The sequence below is a fragment of the Paraburkholderia sp. PAMB 6770 genome (assembly GCF_057748135.1).
In genome coordinates, this window is record NZ_CM173238.1 from 533897 (window position 1) to 557823 (window position 23927).

Annotated in this window: 25 protein-coding genes; 18 read left to right on the plus strand and 7 right to left on the minus strand. The window is 67.9% G+C overall.

Annotation, left to right across the window (positions count from 1 at the left end; genetic code table 11):
• The first annotated feature begins 414 nt into the window (after positions 1–414).
• The 4 genes from AC3AP7_RS02555 to AC3AP7_RS02570 all read left to right on the plus strand — a co-directional run bounded on the left by AC3AP7_RS02555 (position 415) and on the right by AC3AP7_RS02570 (position 4934).
• The gene (locus AC3AP7_RS02555) at positions 415–1623 is read left to right on the plus strand and encodes a porin (protein WP_475765880.1); all 1209 of its coding nucleotides are present in this window, start codon (positions 415–417) and stop codon (positions 1621–1623) included.
• Positions 1624–1943: 320 nt separating this feature from the next.
• Positions 1944–2936 carry a TRAP transporter substrate-binding protein gene (locus tag AC3AP7_RS02560; RefSeq protein WP_475765877.1) on the plus strand — a complete coding sequence of 331 codons (993 nt, stop codon included), beginning with the start codon at positions 1944–1946 and terminating at the stop codon, positions 2934–2936.
• A 159-nt stretch (positions 2937–3095) separates the two neighbouring features.
• The gene (locus AC3AP7_RS02565; protein ID WP_475765873.1) at positions 3096–3575 is read left to right on the plus strand and encodes a TRAP transporter small permease; all 480 of its coding nucleotides are present in this window, start codon (positions 3096–3098) and stop codon (positions 3573–3575) included.
• Between the two features lie 6 nt (positions 3576–3581).
• Complete coding sequence (locus AC3AP7_RS02570) at positions 3582–4934, plus strand: TRAP transporter large permease (protein WP_475765871.1); 1353 nt, start codon at positions 3582–3584, stop codon at positions 4932–4934.
• 145 nt (positions 4935–5079) lie between these two features.
• Here AC3AP7_RS02570 and AC3AP7_RS02575 read toward each other — a convergent pair whose 3' ends face one another.
• Positions 5080–5892, minus strand: coding sequence for an NAD-dependent epimerase/dehydratase family protein (locus tag AC3AP7_RS02575; protein ID WP_475765868.1), 813 nt, complete (start codon positions 5890–5892; stop codon positions 5080–5082).
• A 302-nt stretch (positions 5893–6194) separates the two neighbouring features.
• Between AC3AP7_RS02575 and AC3AP7_RS02580 the strand changes: the two genes are divergently transcribed.
• The gene (locus AC3AP7_RS02580) at positions 6195–6416 is read left to right on the plus strand and encodes a hypothetical protein (RefSeq protein WP_475765866.1); all 222 of its coding nucleotides are present in this window, start codon (positions 6195–6197) and stop codon (positions 6414–6416) included.
• Positions 6417–6455: 39 nt separating this feature from the next.
• On the opposite strand, the gene AC3AP7_RS02585 is transcribed toward AC3AP7_RS02580, so the two are convergent.
• Positions 6456–7688 carry a hypothetical protein gene (locus tag AC3AP7_RS02585; RefSeq protein WP_487362660.1) on the minus strand — a complete coding sequence of 411 codons (1233 nt, stop codon included), beginning with the start codon at positions 7686–7688 and terminating at the stop codon, positions 6456–6458.
• 280 nt (positions 7689–7968) lie between these two features.
• Here AC3AP7_RS02585 and AC3AP7_RS02590 point away from each other — a divergent pair, with 280 nt between their 5' ends.
• The 4 genes from AC3AP7_RS02590 to AC3AP7_RS02605 are packed head-to-tail and all read left to right on the plus strand — an operon-like array spanning position 7969 to position 11831.
• The gene (locus AC3AP7_RS02590) at positions 7969–9267 is read left to right on the plus strand and encodes an NAD(P)/FAD-dependent oxidoreductase (RefSeq protein WP_475765861.1); all 1299 of its coding nucleotides are present in this window, start codon (positions 7969–7971) and stop codon (positions 9265–9267) included.
• The gene (locus AC3AP7_RS02595) at positions 9264–10112 is read left to right on the plus strand and encodes a DUF1365 domain-containing protein (protein ID WP_475765858.1); all 849 of its coding nucleotides are present in this window, start codon (positions 9264–9266) and stop codon (positions 10110–10112) included. Before AC3AP7_RS02590 ends, AC3AP7_RS02595 begins: the two co-directional genes overlap by 4 nt.
• Entirely contained in the window at positions 10109–11320 is a 1212-nt protein-coding gene (locus tag AC3AP7_RS02600; RefSeq protein ID WP_475765855.1) for a class I SAM-dependent methyltransferase, read from the plus strand. Before AC3AP7_RS02595 ends, AC3AP7_RS02600 begins: the two co-directional genes overlap by 4 nt.
• 1 nt (position 11321) lies before the next feature.
• Positions 11322–11831, plus strand: coding sequence for a chalcone isomerase family protein (locus tag AC3AP7_RS02605; protein ID WP_475765852.1), 510 nt, complete (start codon positions 11322–11324; stop codon positions 11829–11831).
• 49 nt (positions 11832–11880) lie between these two features.
• Here the strand turns inward: AC3AP7_RS02605 and AC3AP7_RS02610 are convergent, their stop codons facing one another.
• Positions 11881–12924, minus strand: a complete 1044-nt coding sequence (locus tag AC3AP7_RS02610; protein WP_487362661.1) for an alpha/beta hydrolase — start codon at positions 12922–12924, stop codon at positions 11881–11883.
• Positions 12925–13274: 350 nt separating this feature from the next.
• Here AC3AP7_RS02610 and map point away from each other — a divergent pair, with 350 nt between their 5' ends.
• From map to AC3AP7_RS02640, 6 genes are all read left to right on the plus strand, one after another.
• Positions 13275–14060: a type I methionyl aminopeptidase gene (gene map / locus AC3AP7_RS02615; RefSeq protein WP_475767831.1), complete on the plus strand. Its 786-nt coding sequence runs from the start codon at positions 13275–13277 to the stop codon at positions 14058–14060.
• A gap of 241 nt (positions 14061–14301) precedes the next feature.
• Complete coding sequence (locus AC3AP7_RS02620; protein ID WP_475765850.1) at positions 14302–14838, plus strand: GNAT family N-acetyltransferase; 537 nt, start codon at positions 14302–14304, stop codon at positions 14836–14838.
• A gap of 155 nt (positions 14839–14993) precedes the next feature.
• On the plus strand, positions 14994–15806 hold the full coding sequence (gene minC, locus AC3AP7_RS02625; protein WP_475765848.1) for a septum site-determining protein MinC: 813 nt from the start codon (positions 14994–14996) through the stop codon (positions 15804–15806).
• A 78-nt stretch (positions 15807–15884) separates the two neighbouring features.
• The gene (minD, locus tag AC3AP7_RS02630; protein ID WP_475765845.1) at positions 15885–16700 is read left to right on the plus strand and encodes a septum site-determining protein MinD; all 816 of its coding nucleotides are present in this window, start codon (positions 15885–15887) and stop codon (positions 16698–16700) included.
• A 14-nt stretch (positions 16701–16714) separates the two neighbouring features.
• Positions 16715–16969 carry a cell division topological specificity factor MinE gene (gene minE / locus AC3AP7_RS02635; protein WP_475765843.1) on the plus strand — a complete coding sequence of 85 codons (255 nt, stop codon included), beginning with the start codon at positions 16715–16717 and terminating at the stop codon, positions 16967–16969.
• A 388-nt stretch (positions 16970–17357) separates the two neighbouring features.
• Positions 17358–17669: a YXWGXW repeat-containing protein gene (locus AC3AP7_RS02640; RefSeq protein WP_475765841.1), complete on the plus strand. Its 312-nt coding sequence runs from the start codon at positions 17358–17360 to the stop codon at positions 17667–17669.
• Positions 17670–18082: 413 nt separating this feature from the next.
• On the opposite strand, the gene AC3AP7_RS02645 is transcribed toward AC3AP7_RS02640, so the two are convergent.
• A complete protein-coding gene (locus tag AC3AP7_RS02645) occupies positions 18083–19489 on the minus strand; it encodes a chloride channel protein (RefSeq protein ID WP_475765839.1) in 1407 nt (468 codons plus the stop codon).
• A gap of 618 nt (positions 19490–20107) precedes the next feature.
• On the opposite strand from AC3AP7_RS02645, the gene AC3AP7_RS02650 reads away from it, so the two are divergent.
• The gene (locus AC3AP7_RS02650) at positions 20108–20236 is read left to right on the plus strand and encodes a hypothetical protein (protein ID WP_475765837.1); all 129 of its coding nucleotides are present in this window, start codon (positions 20108–20110) and stop codon (positions 20234–20236) included.
• 42 nt (positions 20237–20278) lie between these two features.
• Here AC3AP7_RS02650 and AC3AP7_RS02655 read toward each other — a convergent pair whose 3' ends face one another.
• The 3 genes from AC3AP7_RS02655 to AC3AP7_RS02665 all read right to left on the minus strand — a co-directional run bounded on the left by AC3AP7_RS02655 (position 20279) and on the right by AC3AP7_RS02665 (position 22770).
• Positions 20279–20458: a hypothetical protein gene (locus AC3AP7_RS02655; RefSeq protein ID WP_475765835.1), complete on the minus strand. Its 180-nt coding sequence runs from the start codon at positions 20456–20458 to the stop codon at positions 20279–20281.
• A gap of 219 nt (positions 20459–20677) precedes the next feature.
• On the minus strand, positions 20678–21985 hold the full coding sequence (locus AC3AP7_RS02660; protein WP_475765833.1) for an MFS transporter: 1308 nt from the start codon (positions 21983–21985) through the stop codon (positions 20678–20680).
• A 269-nt stretch (positions 21986–22254) separates the two neighbouring features.
• Positions 22255–22770 carry a TonB family protein gene (locus tag AC3AP7_RS02665; protein ID WP_475765830.1) on the minus strand — a complete coding sequence of 172 codons (516 nt, stop codon included), beginning with the start codon at positions 22768–22770 and terminating at the stop codon, positions 22255–22257.
• A gap of 340 nt (positions 22771–23110) precedes the next feature.
• Between AC3AP7_RS02665 and AC3AP7_RS02670 the strand changes: the two genes are divergently transcribed.
• Complete coding sequence (locus AC3AP7_RS02670; RefSeq protein ID WP_475765828.1) at positions 23111–23377, plus strand: hypothetical protein; 267 nt, start codon at positions 23111–23113, stop codon at positions 23375–23377.
• A gap of 176 nt (positions 23378–23553) precedes the next feature.
• Positions 23554–23919, plus strand: a complete 366-nt coding sequence (locus tag AC3AP7_RS02675) for a hypothetical protein (RefSeq protein ID WP_475765827.1) — start codon at positions 23554–23556, stop codon at positions 23917–23919.
• Positions 23920–23927 lie beyond the last annotated feature (8 nt).

Consider the following 23927-nt stretch of genomic DNA (forward strand, 5'->3'; position numbering starts at 1 on the left):
GTCACGCGCAGCGGCACGCCGCCGCGGTTGCCTGTCTTCGTCTCATTCCACACGTTCCCTGCCGCTTCGCCATGCGCGACCGCTCGCGGCTGCCGCGGGCATCGTGCGGATGGCCGGCGCGGGCGGGGACCGGGGCGAGCGGCAGCATCGCCCGGTAGCGCGCGGGGTATCCGTTACCGCCCGGCATGGGCCGGGCCGCCGGGGCTGACGCGACGCGAGCGCCGCCTGCATGAAGCCGCTCCCGCCGTATCGGGCGAGGCCGCTGTGCATACGATAAGGACTCCATATCAGATGCGATCGGGCAACTTCGGATGACGGGCAGCGGTGAAGGTAATGACCGGGCGAGCAATCGTCCGGGCAATCTGGTGCGGCATCACCTGCCGCGATTATTCCAACGATGAAAAGGACGTTTCGATGAAAAGCTATAAACCGGCCACTCTCGCGCTCACCGGTCTCGCGGCGATGCTCGCCGCGAGCGGCGCCTGCGCGCAAAGCAGCGTGACACTGTACGGCATCGTGGATACCGGCATCGGCTACCTGAGCAATCAGGCGCCGTCGACCGGCGCCACCTCGGGCGGCAAGTCCGTCGTCAAGATGCTCGAAGGCGTCTGGGGCGGCGAGCGCTTCGGTCTGCGCGGCAGCGAAGACCTCGGCGGCGGTACCAAGGCGATCTTCCAGCTCGAAGAGGGCTACAACGCCGACACCGGCGCCCAGGGCAAATCGGGTCTCGCGTTCAACCGCGGCTCGTGGGTCGGCCTGACGAACAGCACGTACGGCACGTTCACCGCTGGCCGCCAGTACACGCCGTACTATGTGATGCTCTCGCCGTACAGCCCGACGACCTGGCTGACCGGCGCGTTCGGCGCGCATGCGGGCGATGTCGACGCGCTCGATACCGACTACCGCGTGAATAACTCGGTCGTCTACACGACGCCGTCCTTCGACGGCCTGAAGCTGAGCGGCATGTATGCGTTCGGCGGCACGCCGGGCAGCTTCAACGCCGGCTCGACGTGGAGCCTCGGCGCGCAATACCTGATGGGCCCGGCCGGCCTCGCCGTGGGCTTTGCCCGCTTCAACAACGCGACGGTGGGCGGCGGCGCATGGAGCGCAAGCTCGACCGCGTACTCGGGCACCGGCGAGCAGGGCGAGTCGAGCGTCACGAACGGCTACCAGACGGCCGCGGCGCAACAGCGCTTCGCCGTGACGGGCGGCTACCGCTTCAACGATCAGTGGGATGTGTCCGCAGCCTACTCGAACGTCGAATACATCGCCGGCATCGGTTCGAGCTTCGCGTCGACCGCGATCTTCAACACCGGCGGCGTGGCGCTGCACTACCGCCCGGTCACCGCGTGGGATCTCGCCGCCGGCTACAGCTACACGCGCGCGACGCAGGCCAACGGCGTGCAGAACGCGGCGAGCTACCAGCAGTTCAACCTGACGCAGTTGTACAACCTGTCCGTGCGCACCCGCATCTACGTGCTGGAAGCCTACCAGCGCGCGAACGGCCAGACGCTGAGCAGCAGCGGCAAGGTGATCGACGCGACCGCGAATATCGGCGAGCAGTCGGCGTCGGCGGGCCGCAGCCAGTTCGGCTTCACGGTCGGCATCAATCACACGTTCTGATTGTCGCGATCAACCGGATGGCGGCGCGCCGCCATCCGGCCCGCGCACCGCGGGCTGCGGCCGCCGCCGCGCGGTGCGTCGGCCTTATCTGCCGCCCGTGGGCCGTTCCTACGGGTATCTACTAGGGCGCAAGCGCAAAAGATGTTTATACAATCTCTTCTTGTCAAACAACATCGCTCGGGTTGTCTACCGACGGAGTTCGATGTCGTGGCTGACCGCCCGACGCGGCAACGCAAGAGCGGTTCTGGTCGGGGATCCGGAAGGGGTCCGGGTTACCGCTACGCACCTGATTAACGATCCATTTCTGAGGAGATCATACGATGAAACGCAAGTTTGCCCTGTCGGGTATCGCGACGCTCGTTGCCACTTCGTTTCTGGCGCTGGGCGCCGGTACCGCACAGGCGCGCGTGTTCCGCGTCGCGGACGTGCACAGCGACACGTTCCCGACCACGATGGCGCTGAAGTACATGGGTCAGGAAATCACCAAGGATACCGGCGGCAAGGATACCGTGACCGTGTTCGCCAACGGCGCGCTCGGCTCGGAGAACGATACGATCGATCAGGTGCGCGTCGGCGCGATCGACATGGTTCGCGCCAACGCGGCGGCGTTCAACGACATCGTGCCGGAATCGATCATTCCGTCGCTGCCGTTCCTGTTCCGCGACATCAACCACTTCCGCAAGGTCATGTACGGTCCGGAAGGCCGCAAGATTCTCGACGCGTTCTCGGCCAAGGGCATGGTTGCGCTGACCTTCTACGAAAGCGGCGCGCGTTCGATCTACGCGAAAAAGCCGGTGCTCTCGCCGGCCGACATGAAGGGCCTGAAGGTGCGCGTGCAACCGTCTGACCTGATGGTCGACGAAATCAAGGCGATGGGCGGCACGCCGACGCCGATGCCGTTCGCCGAAGTCTACACGGGCCTGAAGACGGGCCTGATCGATGCGGCGGAAAACAACATCCCGTCGTACGTCGAGACCAAGCACTACGAAGTCGCGCCGGTCTACTCGGAAACCGAGCATTCGATGACGCCGGAAGTGGTGGTGTTCTCCAAGAAGGTGTGGGACACGCTGACCCCGCAGGAGCAGACCGTGATCCGCAAGGCCGCGCAGGACTCGGTGCCGTACTACGAGCGTCTGTGGACCGCCCAGGAAGCGCAAGACGTGACGCTGCTGAAGAAGGCCGGCGTGACGATCATCCCGGCTTCGAAGGTCGATCGCGCGGCGTTCGTCGCGGCGATGAAGCCGGTGTGGGCCAAGTATGAGAAGACGCCGGAAATGAAGCAGATCGTCGACGAAATCCAGGCGATCCACTAAGCTGCAGCGCCAGCCCGCCGCGCCGGAAATCCGTCCTGAACACGCACGGGGTTTCCGGCTTTCGTCATTTGAGCGCGAGCGGCGCGGGTTGGCTTCGTTGTGCGGGCAGACCGGCGGAACACGGCACGGGCTGCCCAGTCTGGCAGGAGGAAAGGGTAGATGAACTTCGTTAAGCATTCCAACAGCGTGGTGGCCCGGGTGATCACCGTGCTGTCGGCAATCTGTCTCGCCCTGCTGTGCGTGCTCGTCATGTACAGCGTGGTGATGCGGTACATCTTCGACAACGCACCCGATTACGTCGAGCCGATCGGGCTGCTGCTGGTGCTGGTGATCGCCTTCATGGGGGCCGCGCTGAAGGTGCGCGACGGCGGCCACATCGGGCTCGACTCGCTGGTGAAAAAGCTGCCGCGGCGCGGCCAGCTCGGCATCGCGGTGTTCCAGCAGCTCTGTCTGATCGGCTTTTCCGTCGCGGTCTGCGTCGGCTCGCAGGGCATGGCCGAAACCACGCTCACGGACCAGATCCCGATCCTCGGCATATCGGAAGCGACCCGCTATGCGATTCCCTTCGTTGCAAGCGCCTGCACGATTCTTTTTTCACTCGAACATATGCTGGCGCTCTTCGCGCAGAAGCGGAACTGATCAATCATGGAACTTGCCATTCTCGCCATCAGCTTTCTGGTGCTCCTGCTGCTCGGGGTGCCGGTGTCGTTCGCGCTGGGCCTGTCCTGCGTGCTGACGTATCTGCACGAAGGGCTGCCGCTGTCGACTGCGATGCAGTCGATGGTCTCCGGGATCAACGCGTTCTCGTTTCTCGCCGTGCCGTTCTTCATCTTCTCCGGCGAACTGATGTTGCACGGCGGCATCGCGGACCGCATCCTGCGCTTCGCGCAGGCGACGGTCGGCCATTTTCGCGGCGGCCTCGGGATGGCGAACGTGGTGGCGTGCACGATGTTCGGCGGCGTATCCGGCTCGCCGACCGCGGACACGTCCGCGATGGGCGGCGTGGTCATTCCGCTGATGAAGCGCGAAGGCTATAGCGCCGCGTATGCGGTCAACGTGACGACGCACGCGTCGCTCGCCGGCGCGCTGATGCCGACGTCGACCAACATGATCATCTATGCGCTGGCCGCGCAGGGGATCACGGGCATCGTGGCGGGGCAGTCGGTGAGCGGCGTGTCGATCGGCGACCTGCTGTTCTCCGGGCTGATTCCGGTGTTGTGGGTGATGGGCTTCGTGCTGATCGCGGCCTACTGGCAGGCGGTGCGCTACCGCTTCCCGCGCCGTGCCGACGGTTCGAGCGATCTGCCGAAATTTCCGGGCTGGGTGGCGGTCGGGCGCAGTTTCGTCGGCGCGGTGCCGGGGCTGATGGTGATCCTGATCATCCTGACCTGCGTCGCGAAGGGGATTGCGACCGCGACCGAGGCCGCGGCGATCGCGGTGGCGTACTCGCTGGTGCTCACGTTCGTCGTCTATCGCACGATGACGTTGCGCAAGCTGTTCGTCGCGCTCGCGCGCTCGACCCGCACGACCGGCGTCGTGCTGCTGCTGATCGGCGTGTCGAACATGCTGCGCTTCCAGATGGCGTTCCTGCAGATTCCGGATGCGATCGAGCACGCGCTCGAACACGCCACGACAATTCCGTGGCTGATGCTGATGTACATCAACGTGATCCAGGTGTTCCTCGGCACGTTCGTCGACATGGCCGCGCACATCCTGATCACGACGCCGCTGTTCCTGCCGCTCGCGATGCATTACGGCGTCGGCCCGGTGCAGTTCGGCATCATGATCCTGCTGAACTGTTCGCTCGGCCTCGTGCACCCGCCGATCGGCTCGGTGCAGTTCATCGGCTGCGCGATCGGCGAGGTGTCGATCGGCGAGACGACGAAGATCGCCTGGCCGTACTACCTCGCGATTTTCAGCGCGATCAACATCGTCACGTACTTCCCGGCGTTTTCGACCTGGCTGCCGAGCGTGATCAACGGCCACCCGGTGTTCTGACGCAGCGCGCGGGCTGTCGCGCCCGCGCGTGCTGCCTTCGCCTGCCGGATGTCGAACCGCCCCGGGTGCGCGCACCCGGGGCGGTTTTGCATGACCCGTCCGCGCGCATGAAGCGAGCGCCCGGCCGTGCCGGGCGCCGTCGCGGCTAGCCGCGCGCGCTGCGCTTTTCCGGCGGCGTGAAGTCGATGCTCGCGAAGCCGCCGCCCTGGTAGCGTTGCGCGACGGCGTCGAGCGGATTCGGGCGCCCGAGGATGTCGGCGGCGTAGTGTTCGGCGTTCTGGCGCGGACGGTAGCCGAGCCGCGCCGCGCCGGCGTTGTCCCAGTAGCTGCGCGTGTTGTCGGAGACGCCCCAGACGACCTGGTAGCCGAGGTCCGGCACGTTGATCGACTGCTCGATCAGGTGCATCAGGTCGTCAAAGCCGAGCCAGGTGCTCAGATGGCGGAACTCGGTCGGCCGCTCGACGCAGCTGCCGATGCGGATGCACACGCTCTCGATGCCGTGCTTGTCCCAGTAGAGCCGCGCGAGGCCTTCGCCCCACATCTTGCTGAGTCCGTAGAAGCCGTCGGGGCGGAATTCGCAGTCGAGCGCGAGCGTCTGCTCGACCGGATACATGCCGATCGCGTGATTCGAGCTCGCGAAGACGATCCGGCGCACACCGTGGCGGCGCGCGCCCTCGTAGACTTCGACGAGCCCGCGCAGGTTGTTCTCGATGATCTCCGGCAGCGGCCGCTCGACGCTGGTGCCGGCCATGTGGATCAGCACGTCGACGCCGGCGAGCAGCCGGTCGACCACGGCCGGATCGCGCAGGTCGCCATGCATGACGTCTTCGCCGTCGACGAGCGGTTCGAGCGGTTTCGAGCCGGCGGCCGAGCGCAGGTCGACGCCGCGTTCGAGCAGCGCGCGGCGCAGGACGCGGCCAAGCTGACCGGCGGCGCCGCTGAGTGCAATCTTCTTCACAGTACGTGTCCTTGTGATGGAAATCCTGAAAGACGTGCCGGCGCTGCGCCCCGGCGAGCGGCGCGCGTCCGCGGCCGGTCGCCGGGCGCGGATGCGCGCATCGGCACGTGTCAGGCATCATCCAAAAGCAGTCCGAAGTTGTCAAGCAAATCTGCGGTGCAATGCCGTGCGGTGCGAGTGCCGCGCGTCGGACCGGGGGCGCGGCGCGAGCGGCGCGGCCACGCGGGACGGTACGCGTGCGTCCCACGCGCGAGGTAAAATCGACAGTAGTTGGCCCTGTCACACAACCCATCGGTGCTGCGATGAAAACCTCTTCTCCGCAACCGGAACGCTCGCGCCGGCGTCCGTCCGACCGGGTTCTGAATCTGCTCACCTGGCTGGTCGCGCTCGTGACCCTCGGCGCCGGCATCGGATGGCTGGTCTACAGCTACTACGTCGACCTCGAAGTCCCGTACTTCGCGATCCCGCTCGTGCTGTGCGTGCCGGTTATCGTCGCGGTCGCGTTCCGCAATGTCTGGGACTAGCGCGGCGCCTCGTGCGCCGCGCGCCGCGCGGCCGGTACGTCACCGCGCGTCGGCGTAACCGAACGCTTCGCGTGCTTCGGGCGAGCGGAACATGGCTGCGGCGTCGTGGCCCACGCCCGGCACCTCGATCAGGGTCCAGCCGAAGCGCCAGCCGTGACGCTGCGCGGCCTGCCTGGCTGCCTCGAACACACGCCGTCCGCGCGCGAGCCGGGACGCGCCTTGCGCGCGCGCCGCGCGGCTGCGCGCGAGTTCGTGTGTGCCGGTGTCGGCGGTGCCGAGCAATACCGTGACCGGTTGTGCGAGATAGGCGCGCAATGCGCGGGTTGCCGGGCTGTCTGTGCCGCGGGTTGCCGCGCCGTTCGCCTTGCTGTTCGCCCGGGCGTTCACCGTGCTGCCGTTCGCTGCGCTGCCGTTTACCGTGCTGCCGTTCATCGCGCTGTTCGCCGCGCTGTTCGCCGCGTTGTTCACCGAGTTGTTCGTTCCGCCGACCACCTCGCCGTTCGCCGGTTCACCCGTCCCGACTCCGGCAAAGCCGAACGGTGGCGGCTGCGCGGTATCGGGCCACACCCACGTGGAGGGATTCGCGATCACATAACGCGCGGCGGGCACCGGCGCATAGGCGGCCACCCGGTCGACGAACTGCGCGCCGCCCGAGTGGCCTAGCAGCGCATAGGGCAACGCCGGCAGACCGGCGGCGTCGCGGCTCCATTGCGCGAGCGCGGGAATCAGGTCGACGGTGCGCGGCCGCGCCGTCGATGCGACGCCGCCGTACTGATACCGCGCGCGCGGAAAGCGCTGTCGATCGAATTGCGGCGCGACGACCAGCGCGCAGAGCCCGCGCGCGAGCGGGCGCGCATGGTCGCGATAGCCGTCGCCGTCGCGGCCGACGCCGTGAAAGACGAGCAGCAACAGACGCGGCGTGCAGTGCGGCGGCCGGTACGTGAACACCGGCAACGCGACGCCGTCGATCAGGGCCGTCTGCTGCCCGTTGCCGGCAGAGATCGTTGCGGCGCACGCGGGGGCCGCAACGGCTGCGCCTGCGCAGAGCGCCAGCAGCGCGCGCACCGCCTGCGGCCGGCGGCGCGCGCGCGGACATGGCGCGAACCGGGCGGTCAATGGAGCGGCGAACCTCGCGGCCAGGTGGGCAGCCAGCAGGGCAAACAGCGGGGCAGCCAGCCAGGCAAACAGCGGGGCAGTCAACGGGGCAAACAGCCGGGCAAACGGCCAGGCAAACAGCGGGGCAGTCAGCCAGGCAAACAGCCAGGCAGTCAACTGAGCCGCCAACCGGGCATTCGGACCAGCCATAGGACCAGCCATAGGACCGGCCATAAGGCGACCCACCAGACCACCCACCAGACGAGCCCATCCACGCACGAATCTCTCCTCGCATCGCCAGATGCGCCATCGTAGCCCGTCGCGGCGCGGGCGCGCTGATCCGTTCCTGATTATTTTGCCTCCCGCTGCATCCAGGCCTGTCACCGCTGCGTATCTCTGTCACAGGCGCGACGCAGCGCGTTGCGGCGCACGTCTTTCGACGCAGGAGACCTCGAACATGAACCAGACCGTTCCCCCCGCCGGGATGCCCGGGCAACGGATCGCGGTGGTCGGCGCGGGCATCGCCGGGCTGGCGAGCGCCTGGCTGCTGGCACGGCACCATCGGGTGACGCTGTACGAGGCCGGCGCTTACGCGGGCGGCCACACCCACACCGTCGACGTGACGCTCGACGGCCACACGCATCCGGTCGACACCGGCTTCCTCGTGTTCAACGACCGGACCTATCCGAATCTGATCGCGCTGTTCGACGAACTGGGCGTCGAATCGCACGCGAGTTCGATGACGTTCTCGGTGTCGCTCGACGAAGGCCGTCTCGAATGGGCCGGCACGAGCCTGAACACGGTCTTTGCCCAGCGCCGCAACCTGTTTTCGCCGACCTTCATCGGCATGCTGCGCGACATCCTGCGCTTTAACGACAGCGCCGAGCGCAACCTCGACGCGGCCCAGCACAGCGGCGCGTCGCTCGGCGAGCTGCTGAGCGCGGGCGGCTACGGCGGCGCATTCCAGCAGCACTACCTGCTGCCGATGGCCGCGGCGATCTGGTCCAGCGCAACGGCCGACATCCTGCGCTTTCCGGCCACCACGTTCCTGCGTTTCTGCGTGAATCACGCGCTATTGCAGGTGAACGGCCGGCCGCAATGGAAGACGGTGCGCGGGGGCGGGCGCGACTATGTCCGGCGCATCCTGCGCCAGCTCGACGACGTGCGGGTCGGCACGCCGGTGCATGCGGTGCGCCGCGACGCGGACGGCGTCGACGTGCTGGCCGCCGATGGCGCGCGGCGCTACGACGCGGTGGTGTTCGCGACCCACGCGCCCGACACGCTGCGCATGCTCGACGACGCCGACGCGAACGAGCGCAGCGTGCTGCGCGCGGTGCGCTATCAGCCGAACGTGGCGGTGCTGCACACCGACACGAATCTGCTGCCGCGTCGCCGGCGCGTGTGGTCCGCATGGAATTATCTGGGCCGGCGTCATGCGGACGGCGCGCGTCCCGTGTGCGTCAGCTACCTCGTCAACCAGTTGCAGCCGCTGCCGTTCGAGGCGCCGGTCGTCGTCACGCTGAATCCGGTGGCCGAGCCGGCGCCCGGAACCGAGTTTGGCCGCTACGTCTACGATCATCCGCTCTTCGATCTGGCGGCGATCGACGCGCAGCGGCGTCTGCCGTCGCTGCAAGGGCGCCGCCGGACATGGTTTGCCGGTGCGTGGACCGGCTATGGTTTTCACGAGGACGGCCTGAAATCGGCGCTGCGCGTCGCGGCCGATTTCGTCGCGCTGCCGCGCTGGGCGAAGCCATGAAGCGCCCGTTCTCCGAGCCCGGGTGCCCCGCCGCGCTGCTGCTGACCGGGCGCGTGATGCACGAACGGCTGCGCCCGCGCCATCACCGGTTTTCGTACCCGCTGTTCTACGTGCGCTGCAACCTCGCGCGCCTCGACGCGCTGCGGCGCTGGTGGTTCGGCATCGACCGCTGGGCGCCGCTCAGCCTGCATGCGCGCGATCACGGTCCGTGCGACGGCAGCGACCTCGCGACATGGATGCGCGCGCAACTGCAGGCCGCCGGGCTGCCCGCCGACGGCGAGATCTGGCTGCAGGCATTGCCGCGCGTGTTCGGCTATGCGTTCAATCCGGTCAGCTTCTGGTTCTGCCACGATCGCGCCGGCACGTTGCGCGCGTTGCTGGCCGAAGTGCGCAATACATTCGGCGCGCGCCACAGCTACCTGCTGAGCGCTGCGGACGGCGGACCGATCGGTCCCGGCGTCGCGCTGTGCTGCCGCAAGGTGCTGCACGTGTCGCCGTTTTGCCGCGTCGAGGGCGGCTATCGCTTCCGCGTGCGCGAGACGCCCACGCATGCTGCGATCGCGATCGACTATCACGATGCCGACGGCCTGCTGATCCGCACCGCGCTCGGCGGCCGGCTGCGGCCCCTCACCGGCGGCGCGGCGCTCGGCGCGCTCGCGCGCCAGCCGTGGCTGACGGTGGGCGTCGTCGTGCGCATTCACTGGCAAGCCGTGCGTCTGCTGCTGAAGAAAGTGCCGTTCCACGGCCGGCATCCCGGGCCGGGGCGGGACGCGCAAGCCTTTGCCGCGGGCCACGACGCCGTCCCGCCGTATCCATCTTCGTCGCTTGAGGAGATTGAGTCATGACGCTCTCCCGCACCCTGAGCGGGCCGCTGACGGCGCCCGCGTCGGGCCGGCTGTTTCTGTCGCTGCTCGAACGGATTCGCGTCGGGCATCTGGTGCTGGTCACGCCCGACGGCCAGCCGCGCGTATTCGGCGATCCCCACGCGGCGCCCGGCGCGCGGCTCGAACTGCGTGACTGGCGCGCCTGCGGCGCGATCCTGCGCAAGGGCGACATCGGCTTCGCGGAAGCCTGGCGGCGCCGCTGGGTCGATACGCCCGACCTCGCCATGCTGTTGCGGGTGGCGATCCGCAACGAGCGCGCGCTGCAGCGCACGGTCTACGGCGGATGGCTCGCGCAGCTCTGGTACGGCATCCGTCACCGGCTGCGGCCGAATACGCGTGCGGGCAGCCGGCGCAACATCCACGCGCATTACGACATCGGCAATCCGTTTTACGCGCGCTGGCTCGACCCGGGCCTCACCTATTCGAGCGCGCTGTTCAAGGGCGATTTCACGCTCGCGCTCGAAGCCGCCCAGCGGGCGAAGTATCAGCGCATCGTCGACACGCTCGGGCTGCGCGCCGGTATGCGCGTGCTCGAAATCGGCTGCGGCTGGGGCGGCTTCGCGATGCATGCGGCGCGCCTCGGCATTCACGTGCATGGCGTGACGATCTCCGCCGCGCAGCTCGACGAGGCGCGCGTGCGCGTCGAGGCGGCGGGGCTCGCCGGACAGGTCGAGCTGGCGTTGCGCGACTATCGTACGCTCGACGGCCAGTACGACGCGATCGTGTCGATCGAGATGTTCGAGGCGGTCGGGGAGAAGTTCTGGCCGACTTATTTCGGCATCCTGCGCGACCGGCTCGCGCCCGGGGCGCGTGCGCTGGTGCAGACGATCACGATCGACGAAGCGCATTTCGTCGCGTATCGCGCGACCAGCGATTTCATTCGCGAGTACATCTTTCCCGGCGGGATGCTGCCGAGTCCGCAGCGTTTTCAGGCGGCTGCGGCGCGTGCGAAGCTCGACGCCCAGGTCACGCTCGCCTTCGGCCGCGATTATGCGGAGACGCTGCGCCGCTGGCGGGATGCGTTCGACGCGCAGCTCGATGCGATCCGCGCGCAGGGATTCGACGATACGTTCGTGCGCACCTGGTATCTGTATCTCGCGTATTGCGAAGCGGGTTTCGACGAGGGCCGCACCGACGTGATGCAGTTCGTGCTCACGGCGGCGGACTGAGATGCGCCGGCTCGCGGCCTGCCTGCTGCTGTATTCGCTCTGCGCGCACGCGGGCTGGCGCGCCGACGTGCAGCCGGCGCGCCTCGTCGGCGAGGGCGACCTGAGCCTGTTCGGCTTTCGGCTCTATCAGGCGCAACTGTGGAGCCCGCAGGTGCCGGTACGCTACGACGCGCGGTTCGCGCTGCATATCACGTACGCGCGCAGCATCTCGCGGCAGCGCTTCGTCGACACGGGCATCGACGAGATCAGGCGGCAGGCGTCTGCGCCGCTGTCCCCGCAGACGCTGGCGCATTGGCGCGACGACATGATGCGCGGCCTCGTCGATGTCGATCCCGGCGACCGGCTCACCGCGGTGAACCTGCCCGGCAAGGGCGTGCGCTTCTACGCGGGCGCGCGCGAGACGGCCGAAATCGACGATCCGGCGTTCGCGCGTGCGTTCTTCGGCATCTGGCTCGATCCGTCGACGCGCGCGCCGGGGTTGCGCAAGGCGCTGCTGGGTTTGTCGAAATAGCGCGCGCATGGTCGGCGCACGACGCCTCGCGCGGCGCGCGGCGCGAAGATCAGTCCGCTTCGCTCGCCTGAAGCGCCGCGTCCGCACGGCGCGGCTGCGTTGACGCCGGCGCGTGCGCGAGACCGGCGCGCATGGGATCGTGTGCGGCCGCACCGGCTTGCGCCGGGCCGCCGGCGGCGGCATCGGCATCGGCATCGGCGTTCGCGCGCCGGCTAGCGCCCGCGCGTGCCGATACGGTATCGATGAAATGCGCGCAGTCGTCGAGCACCGGTGCGAGCAGCCGGAGCGGGGCCGCGAACGCGCCGATCAGCAGCGCGTGGGTGATGCGCGGATAGTGCTTCACCTCGACCGTGTCGCCGGCCGCGCGCAGCCGTGCCGCGAGACGGTCGGTGTTGCCCGGATCGACCACGGTGTCGCGGCGTCCGGCGGCGAGGAACATGGGCGGCTCGCCGCCGCGCACGAAGTTGATCGGCTGGCTCGCGGCGCGCAGCGCGCGCGGAAAGATTGCCTTGAGCGTCGGGTCCTGCAGCGGCAGAAAGTCGTACGGGCCCGCGAGACCGATCACGCCGCGCAGATCGTGCGTGCTCATCTGCTGCGCGGCGAGGTAGCGCCCGTCGGTCGCGAGCAGCACGGCGATGTGCGCGCCGGCCGAATGGCCCATCAGGAAAAGCGTGTGCGGATCGCCGCCGAAGGCGGCTGCGTGATCGCGGGCCCAGCGCACGGCCGAGGCGGCGTCGTCGACGAAGCCGGGAAAGCCGGTAGCGGGCCACGTGCGGTAATCGGGCAGCACGGCGACGAAGCCGCGCGATGCAAGCGCCTCGCCGACGAACAGATAGTCGCTGCGCGTCCCGCTTTGCCAACTGCCGCCGTAGAAAAACACGACCACGGGGCGCCCGTGCGTGTCGGCGGCGTCTGGCGCGCGGGTCGGCACATAGACATCGAGCTTCTGCCGCGGATCGCGGCCGTATGCGATGCCGCGGGTCAGTTCGAACGCGTTGCGGGGGGCGGCCGCGTTCAGCACATCCGTGCCGCTGCAGCCGCCGAGGGCGGCGAGCGCGAGGGTCGCGGTCAGGGTTAGCAGGCGTCGGGGCATGGTCAGGTGGAGCGCGCTCAGAGTCGGGTTTGACGGGTTTACGTGCGCGGCGCGCGAACGGATGCATGTGAGAGGCGCGCGTGATCGTACGTGCCGGTGGGGGAGGGGCGCCGCCGGGGCGTCATGTTCGCATGGCACGAGGGGGAAAATAGATAAATAAGGAATGCAGAATAGTTGGATATGTCTGGCATGCGCCCCGGAGGAGCGCGTGCACCGGCTGCCGCGTGTCGGCGGCAGCCGGCCCGGCAGGCCGCGCGCCGGCACCGGTGCACGAGACCGGCCGGCGATCCTCTGTACAATGGCCGCATGGAGCCGCGAGGCAACGCGTGTCGATCAACCGTACCGATTTCATGGCCATTCACTACAAGACCCCCGAAGATATCGCGAGGCTGCGCATTGCAGGACGCCTCGCAGCCGATGTGCTCGCGATGATCGGCGAGCACGTGCGTCCGGGCGTCTCGACCGACGAACTCGACGCCCTCTGCCACGACTACATCGTCAACACGCAAAAGGCGATTCCGGCGAACGTCGGCTACCTCGGTTTTCCGAAGACGGTGTGCACGTCGGTGAACCAGGTGGTCTGCCATGGCATTCCCAACCGCGCCGAGATCCTGAAGGACGGCGACATCGTGAACATCGACGTCGCGGTGATCCGCGACGGCTATTTCGGCGACACGAGCCGCATGTATTGCGTCGGCACGCCGAGCCCGGTTGCGCGGCAACTGATCGACACGACCTACGAGGCGATGCTGGCGGGCATCCGCGCGGTGCGGCCGGGCGCGACGCTCGGCGATGTCGGCTACGCGATCCAGAAGACCGCGCAGCGCGACGGCTTCTCGGTGGTGCGCGACTACTGCGGACACGGCATCGGCAAGGTCTATCACGAAGATCCGCAGGTGCTGCACTACGGCCAGCCGGGGCAGGGGCTGCGGCTGAAGCCCGGCATGGTGTTCACGATCGAGCCGATGGTCAACGCCGGACGCGCGGGCACGATGGTGCTGCGCGACGGCTGGACCGTCGTCACGAAGGACCGCTCGCTGTCCGCGCAATGGGAGCACATGGTCGCGGTCACCGAAGACGGCTACGAACTGCTTACGCCCTGGCCCGACGGCACCGGGACCTACGCGGCCGTGTGACGGCGCGCCACCTCGCGGTGCGCGAACGCGGCCCGCAAACCTTTGCGCCGGGTGGACGCGGCGCGGGCCGTGCGGCGCGCCGCACGCGCCTGTGTGCGAAGATCCGGCGGCGTGCGGGCCGGGAACGCGACTGGCGCCGTCCGTCAAGGCGGGGCGTCCCCAAAGCGGCAAAATAAGCATTTGACTCTCGCGCCGGTTCGGTTAAAGCTACGTCCTGGTGTTACAAAAGGTTTTTGTCTGCATGAGTTCGTCATTGACCGTTCGCCGCATCGCCGCTGACCAGGGTGCCGTTCTGCGCGAACTCCGTACGGCTTCGCTGCGGGAAGCGCCCTACGCCTTCGGCGCCACGCTCGAAGATGCGCTGTCGGCCGACACCGCCACGTTCCACGCCACCGCCGCGAACCATGCCGTTTCCACGGCGGCCGCGTCCTTCATTCTCTATACCGAAGGCCATCCGGCCGGCCTGATCGAAGCCCATTTCGAGGACGGCGCGGCGCGCCGGGCGTTTGTCGGCGAGCTGTGGGTCGCGCCGGCGGTGCGTCATCTGCGCGGCGGCGAACTGCTCGTGAACACCGCGAGCGACTGGCTCGCGAGCGAGGGCGCGCACGAAGTCTACGCGTGGGTGGCGGACGCGAACCGCACGGCAATGCGCTTCTACGAACGGCTCGGGTTCGGTCCGACCGGCGAGCACGCGCGGATCGCCCGTGCGCCCGATCAGACGGAAAGCCTGCTGGTGCGCGAGACCGCCCACGCACCGCACGGCGCATTTCACCCTTGAGCGGCCGCGCGCAGCGCCGCGGTCCGCTTCCGTTGCTTCCGGGTTGCCCCCCGCCGCGTCGTCCGCGGTGGAAGGCGAGGGCGTTGACAGGCATCGAAAATACTGGCTCCGCGCGTGGACGCCTGTAAAATACGCAAAATTTTTTGCCGAATGCTATGTCGCCCAGAAAATCGCCATTTTTCGAACTTCGCAGCGGCAGTGTCGATACGCTCCTGTTCGTCGTCAAAACGAACGACCTCGACGCGCTCCGCGCCGAGCTGAACCGGCGCTTCGAGGCGACCCCCGAATTTTTCGCGCATGACGTCGTCGCGATCGACGTGCGCCGTCTCGGCGACGACGAACGCGTGCCGCTCGCCGATATCGCGCAACTGCTCGACAGTGTGCGGATGCGCCCGGTCGGCGTGGTCGCGAATCCGCAGCAGGGCTGGGCCGGCGAGGCCAGCCTGCCGCTGCTCGAAGCGCGCGACCGGCGCGGCGCGGGCGGCAAGGCCGGTGCCGGCGACGACGCGGCCGAGCCCGCCGGCGCGCAAGCGGCCGCGGCGCAGTCGGCGGCGAGCCCCGTGAGCGCGGAAGCAGCCCCGGCCACGAGCGCACCGGGCGCCGCTGCCGCAAGCGTTTTGGCGGCTGCCGTGCCGCAGACGCTGGTGGTCGACAAGCCGCTGCGGTCGGGTCAGCGCATCTATGCGAAGGGCGATCTGGTCGTGCTCGGGCTCGTGAGCTACGGCGCCGAGGTGATCGCGGAAGGCAACATCCACGTGTATGCGCCGCTGCGCGGCCGCGCGCTCGCCGGCGTGCACGGCAATCACGACGCGCGGATCTTCTGCACGTGCCTCGAACCCGAGCTCATTTCGATTGCGGGCATTTACCGGACGACCGAAACGCCGCTGCCGGCGGATGTGCAGGGCAAGCCGGTGCAGATCCGGCTGGACCAGGAAAAGCTGATGATCGAACCGCTGCGGCTCACCTGAGCGCGCGTATCGCGCGCCGCGGCTTCACGCAGGCGCCGGATTAACTTGAACGATATTGACGAATACAGGGTAAGGGTAATGGCAAAAATCATTGTGGTGACGTCGGGCAAGGGTGGGGTAGGCAAGACGACGACGAGCGCGAGCTTCTCGTCGGCGCTGGCGCTGCGCGGCCACAAGACCGCGGTGATCGACTTCGACGTCGGCCTGCGCAACCTCGACCTGATCATGGGCTGCGAGCGCCGCGTCGTCTACGACCTGATCAACGTGATCCAGGGCGAGGCGAACCTCAACCAGGCGCTGATCAAGGACAAGAAGTGCGAGAACCTGTTCATCCTGCCGGCCTCGCAGACGCGCGACAAGGACGCGCTGACGATGGAAGGCGTCGAGAAGGTGATCAACGACCTGAGCGCGATGGACTTCGACTACATCGTGTGCGATTCGCCGGCGGGGATCGAATCGGGCGCGCTGCTTGCGATGCACTTTGCCGACGAGGCGCTGATCGTCACGAACCCGGAAGTGTCGTCGGTGCGCGACTCGGACCGCATCCTCGGCATCCTGTCGTCGAAGACGAAGCGGGCGATCGAAGGCAAGGAGCCGATCAAGGAGCACCTGCTGATCACGCGCTATAACCCGAAGCGAGTGAGCGAAGGCGAGATGCTGTCGCTCAGCGACATCCAGGAGATTCTGCGTATCGACCTGATCGGCGTGATTCCGGAGTCGGAGGCCGTGCTGCACGCGTCGAACCAGGGCGTGCCGGCCGTGCACCTCGACGGCACCGATGTCGCCGAAGCGTACAAGGACGTCGTGTCGCGCTTTCTCGGCGAGCAGAAGTCGCTGCGCTTTACCGACTACCAGAAGCCAGGCCTGCTGCAGCGCCTCTTCGGCAACAAGTAAGAGGAGCGCACGTAATGTCGATTCTTTCGTTTTTGCTGGGCGAGAAAAAGAAGTCCGCATCGATAGCGAAGGAACGCCTGCAGCTGATCATCGCGCACGAGCGCGCCGGCGGCCACGCGCCCGCCGATTATCTGCCGGCGTTGCAACGCGAACTGGTCGCCGTGATCTCGAAGTACGTGAAGATCTCCGACGAGGACATACGCGTGAGTCTCGAGCGCCAGGACGATCTCGAAGTGATCGAGGTCAAGATCGAGATTCCGCAGGCCTGAGGCCGCGCCTGCCGAGGCGGGTGGCGCTACCCGCGCGGCCCGTTCCGCCCGCACGGCCCCCCGGCGCGGGTCTGACGCGCCCTGTCGTTCTGCCGCGCTGTCGTCCTGCCGCACTGTCGCGGATGGTTTCATCGCGACACGCGCGGCGCTTTGCGCCTGCGCCATTTTCGTGCGCCGTGCGCGTTCCCCCTCCGATACCCGACTCTCGCTGACGCGGCGGTGTATGCCCGCCGTCCGACAGGGCGGGCGTCTGCGCGCTTTTTCTTTGCGGCGGGGAAATATTCCGTTGCACTTGAGCCTCCAACGTTACTTATGTCGCGTCAGCCGTCATCGCCCCTCGCGCATTGAACAGGCAATGCCGCACAGGCGTGTTGACCAGGAGGGGAAGATGAACCGAACCATTCGTTTGTTGCTTGCACAAGCCGTGCTGATCGCTGCCGGTGCGACGGCCGTTAGCGCGGCGTCGGCCGCCGAAGTCGTCGTGATTGCGCCGAGCGCGCCGCCACCGGTGCGCTTCGAGCGGGTACCGGCGCCGCGCGCCGGATTTGTCTGGGATCGCGGCCACTGGGGTTGGGATCATGGCCGCTACGTGTGGGTGGCGGGCCACTGGCAGCGCGCGCGGGTCGGCTACCGCTGGATGCCGGGCCACTGGGCCGCGCACGGCCCGACCTTCCGCTGGGTGCCGGGCCACTGGGTCTGAGCGGCCGGCTGCCAGACCGTCGAACAAGACATGATCTGAGTGACAACGAAGCCGCAGGATGCGCGCGACGCGCTTGCGCATCCTGCGCGCTCACGGAGAGACGCACATGAAAAGAAATCTGATCGCAATTGCGCTGCTGGCCGTGACGCTCGCCGGCTGTGTCGTGGTGCCGGCACGGCCCGTGTACGTCCGGCCAGGGCCGGTGGTGGTGTACTGACCGGGCGCGCCGTTGCCGGGGGGGTGCGCGCGCGTCGCGCACCGAGCCGGGGCGGCGGTGCCCGGGATGCACGCGGGACTTACGCGGGAGGCGCGCAGGACTTACGCGGGACTTTTCCGCACGATACACGCAGGATGCGCTCGGGAGGCACGCAGGACGTGTAAGTCGCAATTGCCCGGAACCGCGCGCCGCCGGTTCAGCGCGGCGGCGCCTCGGCGGCGTTCGCCGTAGCCGACGCTTCCTCGGCCGGCGCGTTGTCGATCAGCGCCTCCGGCACCTCGGGTGCGGGGGCGGGCACCGGCTGCGGCAACGGCGCCGCGTAGCGTTCGGATAGCGCTTCGTACAGCGGCGGGGCAAAGAAGCGCGATACGCGGCTGGCGATCAGCGACGTGCCCATCAGCGAGATCACCAGCGCGTGGCCGTTGATCATTTCCATCACGATGACAAACGACGTGATCGGCGCCTGCGTGACGGCCGCCAGATAGCCGACCATCGCGAGCGCGATCAGCATCTGCAGTTGCATGCTGCCGAACAGCATGTGCAGCAGATTGCCGAAGCCCGCGCCGATCGAGAGTGACGGCGCGAAGATCCCGCCCGGAATGCCCGGCAAGTACGAGCCGACCATCGAAACCATCTTCAGGAACGGATAGAACACCGACAGATGCACGCGGCCATCGAGCAGCCCGCGCGCTTCCGCGTAGCCGCTGCCGAACGTGAGGCCGCCGGAGATCACGCCGACCACGGCAATCACGAGGCCGCATACCGCGGCGAACGCCACCGGCCGCTCGCTGTGCAGCTTGCGCAGCGATGCCGGAATCCAGCGTCCGGTATTGAGCAGCAGCCAGCAGAACACGCCGCCGGCGATACCGGTGACGATCGCCGTGAGCACCACGGCAACCGCGAGCAGATCGGGGAAATGCGCGCCGATCTGGATCGTGCCGAAGTAGGTGTAATTGCCGTTCAGGCCGAGCGCGATCACCCCCGCAATGATGATGGCGGTGATCAGCACGCCGCTCGCGCGAGCTTCGAAGCTGCGCGTGAGTTCCTCGATGGCGAACACGATTCCGGCCAGCGGCGTGTTGAATGCCGCGGACAGCCCGGCGGCCGCGCCGGCCAGCACGAGTTGCCGCTCGATCAGCGCATTCGAGCGCGGATACAGCCGCCGCAGGTTGAACATCAGCGCGGCGCCGACCTGCACGGTCGGACCTTCGCGGCCGATCGTGAGGCCGCCGATGATCGCGAGAAACGACACGACGATCTTGCCGACCAGGATCCGGAACGTCAGCAGGCGCTGGCCGTACTCACCGGGCCGCGCATGCAGGGTCGCGATGACCTGCGGAATGCCGCTGCCCTCCGAGCCGCGAAAGAACGCGCGGGTCAGCCAGACGGAGAGCGCGGTAATGGCCGGCGTGATGATCAGCGGCAGCCACGCGTGCCGATGCTCGATGGCCTGGAATTGCGCGTAGCCGAAGTCGATCAGTTTTGCGTAAAGGACCGCGATGAGGCCGACGGCGATTGCGCCGAGCCAGAACACGCCGTATTGACGCCACAGCCGGCGCGTGTGACGCGCGAAGCTGGAGGTGAAAGGGGGGGACGCCTGCATGAGCCGGTGACTGAGGCAAAGGCGCCATTATAACGATTGCCCCGTCGACGTGACCGGGTGGACGGCCCGCAGCGCGGCATTGCCGCTCGGCCACGCATGTTGCGCGCACGGACAGGACGCACGGACAGGACGCACGGACAGGACGCACAAACAGGACGCATGGACGGGGCGCACGGAAAGAGGCACGGCGCGCGATGCATCTGCGTGATGCGCACGCGGCGCGGGCACGCCCTGCAAAAGCTCGGGCCGGATGGCGGCGGGCACGGAGGATCCTGCAATGAACACAAAGGCACGACGCATCAGCAGGCCGCTTCAGTGACATCGAGTTCGGCCATCGCGCGTTTGCGCAGCGAGCTGCCGACACGCTTCATCGGCGCCCCGCGCATTACATGGTTGTTAAAAATGTGGCTTTTGATTGATGGCCGCCCGCTTGCCGATGCGCTGCGGAACGGCGCACGACGCGATGGAGGGCATTTTTCGCGCGTGCCTCGCGTGACGACGTGTAACGCCGCGCTTATCAGCGCTTACAAAATGCAACGCTCCGGCACGGCGGCCTCGTGTCCAATCGACAGTATTCGAGGTCGGCTCGAATGCCCCCGATACCACGGAGAGAATGACATGAAACGCCTGATCCTGACCCTGATTGCCGGCGCCGTGCTCGCGTCCGCACTCGGCGGATGCGTGGTCGCGCCGGCGCCCGGCTACTACTACGGTGGCTACTACCACCATCACGGCTACTACAACTGATGTCGCAAGCCGGCGCCGCGGCGGGTCCGCGGCGCCGGCGGCTCACCCGAGCATCAGTTCGAAGGCGATGACCGCGGCGATGGCAGCCGCATTGGCGGCAAGCGCTTCCAGCACGATGATTTTCCAGTTGCCCGGACGAAAACGCAGCGCGAGCAGCAACGCGGCAAGCAGCGCAAGCGCAATGATCGTCACGACGTCGGCGTTGTGCAGATAGAGGTTCATGGCTGCCTCCCGGCGGATCGGGCGCGCGGCGGCGGGATGTCTGGCGCCGCCCCGCCGTTTCGCCTGATTCAATCAAGTGGGTGCTTGTTCGAGTATAAGCAGCGCGGCCGGACGTGCAAGGCGCACAACCCCGGATGCGGCGTGATTGCGCGACCCGCAGCGGCATGGCGCCGCGCAGCGTGGCCGGGCGGCCGTGCGCTGCCCGGATCGGTGCGCGGCTCAGGTGAGCTGCGTGTCGCGCGTCTCGCGCATGCACAGTACGCCGAACAGACTCACGGCGGCCGCCACCGAAATATAGGCGCCCACCCAGCTCAACCCGCCGTGCGAAGCCAGCAACTGGGCGATGTACGGCGCGACCGATGCGCCCAGAATGCCGCCGAGGTTGTACGCGACACCCGCGCCGGTATAGCGCACGTGGGTCGGAAACAGTTCGGGCAGCAGCGCGCCCATCGGCGCGAACGTCACCCCCATCAGGAACAGCTCGATCACGAGGAACAGCAGCACGAGCGGCGTCGAGCCGCTGCCGAGCAGCGGCGCCATCGTGAAGCCCGACAGGATGGCCGCGACGATGCCCGCGATCAGCACCGGCCGGCGCCCGAAACGGTCGCTTGCCCACGCCGACAGCGGCGTCGCGAGCGCCATGAACAGCACCGCGATGCACAGCATGCCGAGGAACGTCGGCCGCGGAATGTGCAGTACCGCGACGCCGTATGACAGCGAGAACGTCGATGCGTTGTAGAACAGCGTGTAGCAGACCACCATCGCGAGGGCGCCGAGCAGCGTCGGCCAGCCGTGCCGCGCGAACAGCGTGAAGACCGGCACGCGCACGCGCTCTTCGCGTTCGATGGCGGCGCGAAACGCCGGGGTCTCGGCAATCTTCAGGCGCACGTACAGTCCGAGCGCGACGAGCACCGCGCTGACGATGAACGGGATGCGCCAGCCCCAGCTGCGAAACTGCGCGTCGCTGAGCGTCAGTGCGAGCCCGAAGAACAGCCCGTTCGACGCGAGGAACCCGACCGACGGTCCAAGCTGCGGGAACATGCCGAACCAGCCGCGCTTGCCGTGCGGCGCGTTCTCGGTGGCCAGCAATGCCGCGCCGCCCCATTCGCCGCCGAGGCCGATCCCCTGGCCGAAGCGCAGGATGCACAGCAGCACCGGCGCGAGCCCGCCGATCGTGTCGTAGCCGGGCACGAAGCCGATCAGCGTGGTCGATACGCCCATGACGAGGAGCGATGCGACGAGCGTCGATTTGCGGCCGATGCGGTCGCCGAAGTGGCCGAACAGAAACGAGCCGATTGGCCGCGCGACGAACGCGATGCCGAACGTGACGAACGCGGACAGCGCCTGCGCGGCCGGCGAGCCGTGCGGGAAAAACACCGGGCCGATCACGAGGGCGGTGGCCGTCGCGTAGACGTAAAAGTCGTAGAACTCGATCGCGGTGCCGATGAAGCTCGCGAAGATGATCCGGGCACTGCTGTTGCGGCCGGCCGCGCCGGGCTGGGCGGCGGAAATCGGCGAGGTGGACATGCAAGGTCTCCTGGTCGTCGGAATACCGTGCGGCGCGCCAGTGGGGGGGCGCGTCGCCGGACGTCATGGGGGGAGATCCACTCCGGACGCGGCGACGATCGTCGCCGCAGCGGCGTGCGCGGCGCGCGCCGGCGGATGGGCGGGCGGCCACGTCAATGCCGGCGGGCACCGGCGCGGAACGTCGAAAATTATAGCGTGCGGCTAACGCTTGCGGGCGCAACCATTTGTCTGCGTCTGCGTCTGCGTCTGCGTCTGCGTCTGCGCCGCGCTCAGTCGTACGATTGTGCCTGTGGCGACGCGAGCGTGCGCAGCTGGAACTTGCCGTTGTCGTTGAACAGCCAGTCCTCGAAGAGCTCGAGCTGGCCGCGGGCGTTGAGCAGCTGCGCCGGCGGCGGCGGCAATGGCGCCGCGCGGCGCAGCGTCGCGAGCGCGGTGCGCTCCGCCTCGTCGTCGCCATTGGTGCGGTAAACCGAGGACTGCACCAGTGCGCCGCTGCGGTCGATCGTGAACGACACCACCACGAGCGAGCGCAGCATCGGCTGCAGCGTGCCGCGCAGCACATACGACGGATTGCGCTCGACGATGCGCTGCGCGACCGACTGGCGATACTGGTCGAGTGTGGCGCTGTTGATTGCCGCGGGCGGCGTGATCAGCAGCGGCCGCAGCGGTGGCGTGACCGTGCAGCTCGCCAGCAGGACGGCAAGCGTCACGCCGGCGGCCACGAGCACCGGGCGCAGCGTGCCCGTGGGGGCAACGCGATGAGGGGGGCGTGTGCGAGGGAGCATGGACGAAGGCTCGAGGACACGACGTCTTTTCATCGTAGTTCAATCCGGCCGCGTTTCAATGCAGGGTGTCACGGAGGCGGTCATGATGCGCCTGTGCGGCTAGCCGGATGGCCGGCCTCGCTGCTCGCGGCAGTTGCTGCCGCTGCCGTGAATCGCCGCGTCGCCGGCGGCGGATCGCTTCAATGGACGCCGCCTGTCCGTCCCTGTATCGGACCGGGCGCGGCATTCGCATTCGACCCTTTGTAACCGCGTAACAGCTTGAAACAGCATCGTTGCCCCATCCTCGCCAAGGATCATTAGCATGGGGACTTCGCTGTCGCATGAATCTACGAGGTGCCGAATGCTGAGTCACCATGAACTTGCCACGCTGATGCGTTTGCAGGATACGCCGCGCAGCGTGGCGGAACGCGATCCCGACGTGCTGGCGCTGCGCCGCTATCAGCTGGTCGAAATACGCGAACAGGGGCGCGAGGGCGCTACGCTGGCGCTCACGCGGCGTGGCCAGGCGTTGCTCGCGCGGCTGCATCCGGACGCCGGCCGCGCGCCGTTCGCGGAGCGCAACGAGGCGGCGGTGCGCAGCCGCGCGCCGGATGTCGGCCTGCAGTGAAGACTGTGCGATTCCCGGGCGTCGTGCGCCGGTCCGGGGTCGCTGCGTCAGTCCATCGTGTAATGAGCAGAAAAAATGTTCGGCGATCAGGTAATTGTATTGCCGCCGCGAGTGGCATAGCGTTCAGTACTACTGCTGGCTCGCGGAGAACGGCCAGTTCTTGTGTGGAGATTGACGTGAAAAGTTCGAAAATTGCATTTGCGCTGCTGGGCGCGGCGCTCGTGTGCGCAAGCGGCGTCGCGCACGCGGCGCGCGTGGGGGTGTATATCGGAGGCGGCGGGTACTACCCGTGGGGATGGGGGCCCGCGCCGTATTACTACCCCTATCCTCCGCCGGTCGCCGTGCCGGTACCCGTGCCCGTCCCGGCACAGCCGCAGGAGTACATCGAGCAGGGGCAGTCCGCGCCGGCGCCGGCCGCCCAGTCGCCGGGCGGCACCTGGTACTACTGCGACGACTCGCGGAGCTACTACCCGTATGTGAAAGCGTGTGCATCGGGCTGGCGGCCGGTGCCGGCGCAGCAGTCGTCGGCGCCCGCCAACTGACCTCGCAC

Excerpts from the sequence above, each read along its gene's own strand:
- AC3AP7_RS02650 (WP_475765837.1), top strand. The coding sequence starts at position 20,108 with ATGAAACGCCTGATCCTGACCCTGATTGCCGGCGCCGTGCTCGCGTCC.
- AC3AP7_RS02670 (WP_475765828.1), top strand. The coding sequence starts at position 23,111 with ATGCTGAGTCACCATGAACTTGCCACGCTGATGCGTTTGCAGGATACG.
- minD (WP_475765845.1), top strand. The coding sequence starts at position 15,885 with ATGGCAAAAATCATTGTGGTGACGTCGGGCAAGGGTGGGGTAGGCAAG.
- AC3AP7_RS02665 (WP_475765830.1), bottom strand. The coding sequence starts at position 22,770 with ATGCTCCCTCGCACACGCCCCCCTCATCGCGTTGCCCCCACGGGCACG.
- AC3AP7_RS02620 (WP_475765850.1), top strand. The coding sequence starts at position 14,302 with ATGAGTTCGTCATTGACCGTTCGCCGCATCGCCGCTGACCAGGGTGCC.
- AC3AP7_RS02600 (WP_475765855.1), top strand. The coding sequence starts at position 10,109 with ATGACGCTCTCCCGCACCCTGAGCGGGCCGCTGACGGCGCCCGCGTCG.
- AC3AP7_RS02560 (WP_475765877.1), top strand. The coding sequence starts at position 1,944 with ATGAAACGCAAGTTTGCCCTGTCGGGTATCGCGACGCTCGTTGCCACT.
- AC3AP7_RS02645 (WP_475765839.1), bottom strand. The coding sequence starts at position 19,489 with ATGCAGGCGTCCCCCCCTTTCACCTCCAGCTTCGCGCGTCACACGCGC.
- AC3AP7_RS02590 (WP_475765861.1), top strand. The coding sequence starts at position 7,969 with ATGAACCAGACCGTTCCCCCCGCCGGGATGCCCGGGCAACGGATCGCG.
- map (WP_475767831.1), top strand. The coding sequence starts at position 13,275 with ATGGCCATTCACTACAAGACCCCCGAAGATATCGCGAGGCTGCGCATT.
- AC3AP7_RS02655 (WP_475765835.1), bottom strand. The coding sequence starts at position 20,458 with ATGAACCTCTATCTGCACAACGCCGACGTCGTGACGATCATTGCGCTT.
- AC3AP7_RS02580 (WP_475765866.1), top strand. The coding sequence starts at position 6,195 with ATGAAAACCTCTTCTCCGCAACCGGAACGCTCGCGCCGGCGTCCGTCC.
- AC3AP7_RS02565 (WP_475765873.1), top strand. The coding sequence starts at position 3,096 with ATGAACTTCGTTAAGCATTCCAACAGCGTGGTGGCCCGGGTGATCACC.
- AC3AP7_RS02610 (WP_487362661.1), bottom strand. The coding sequence starts at position 12,924 with ATGCCCCGACGCCTGCTAACCCTGACCGCGACCCTCGCGCTCGCCGCC.
- AC3AP7_RS02640 (WP_475765841.1), top strand. The coding sequence starts at position 17,358 with ATGAACCGAACCATTCGTTTGTTGCTTGCACAAGCCGTGCTGATCGCT.
- AC3AP7_RS02595 (WP_475765858.1), top strand. The coding sequence starts at position 9,264 with ATGAAGCGCCCGTTCTCCGAGCCCGGGTGCCCCGCCGCGCTGCTGCTG.
- AC3AP7_RS02605 (WP_475765852.1), top strand. The coding sequence starts at position 11,322 with ATGCGCCGGCTCGCGGCCTGCCTGCTGCTGTATTCGCTCTGCGCGCAC.
- minE (WP_475765843.1), top strand. The coding sequence starts at position 16,715 with ATGTCGATTCTTTCGTTTTTGCTGGGCGAGAAAAAGAAGTCCGCATCG.
- AC3AP7_RS02555 (WP_475765880.1), top strand. The coding sequence starts at position 415 with ATGAAAAGCTATAAACCGGCCACTCTCGCGCTCACCGGTCTCGCGGCG.
- minC (WP_475765848.1), top strand. The coding sequence starts at position 14,994 with ATGTCGCCCAGAAAATCGCCATTTTTCGAACTTCGCAGCGGCAGTGTC.
- AC3AP7_RS02660 (WP_475765833.1), bottom strand. The coding sequence starts at position 21,985 with ATGTCCACCTCGCCGATTTCCGCCGCCCAGCCCGGCGCGGCCGGCCGC.
- AC3AP7_RS02570 (WP_475765871.1), top strand. The coding sequence starts at position 3,582 with ATGGAACTTGCCATTCTCGCCATCAGCTTTCTGGTGCTCCTGCTGCTC.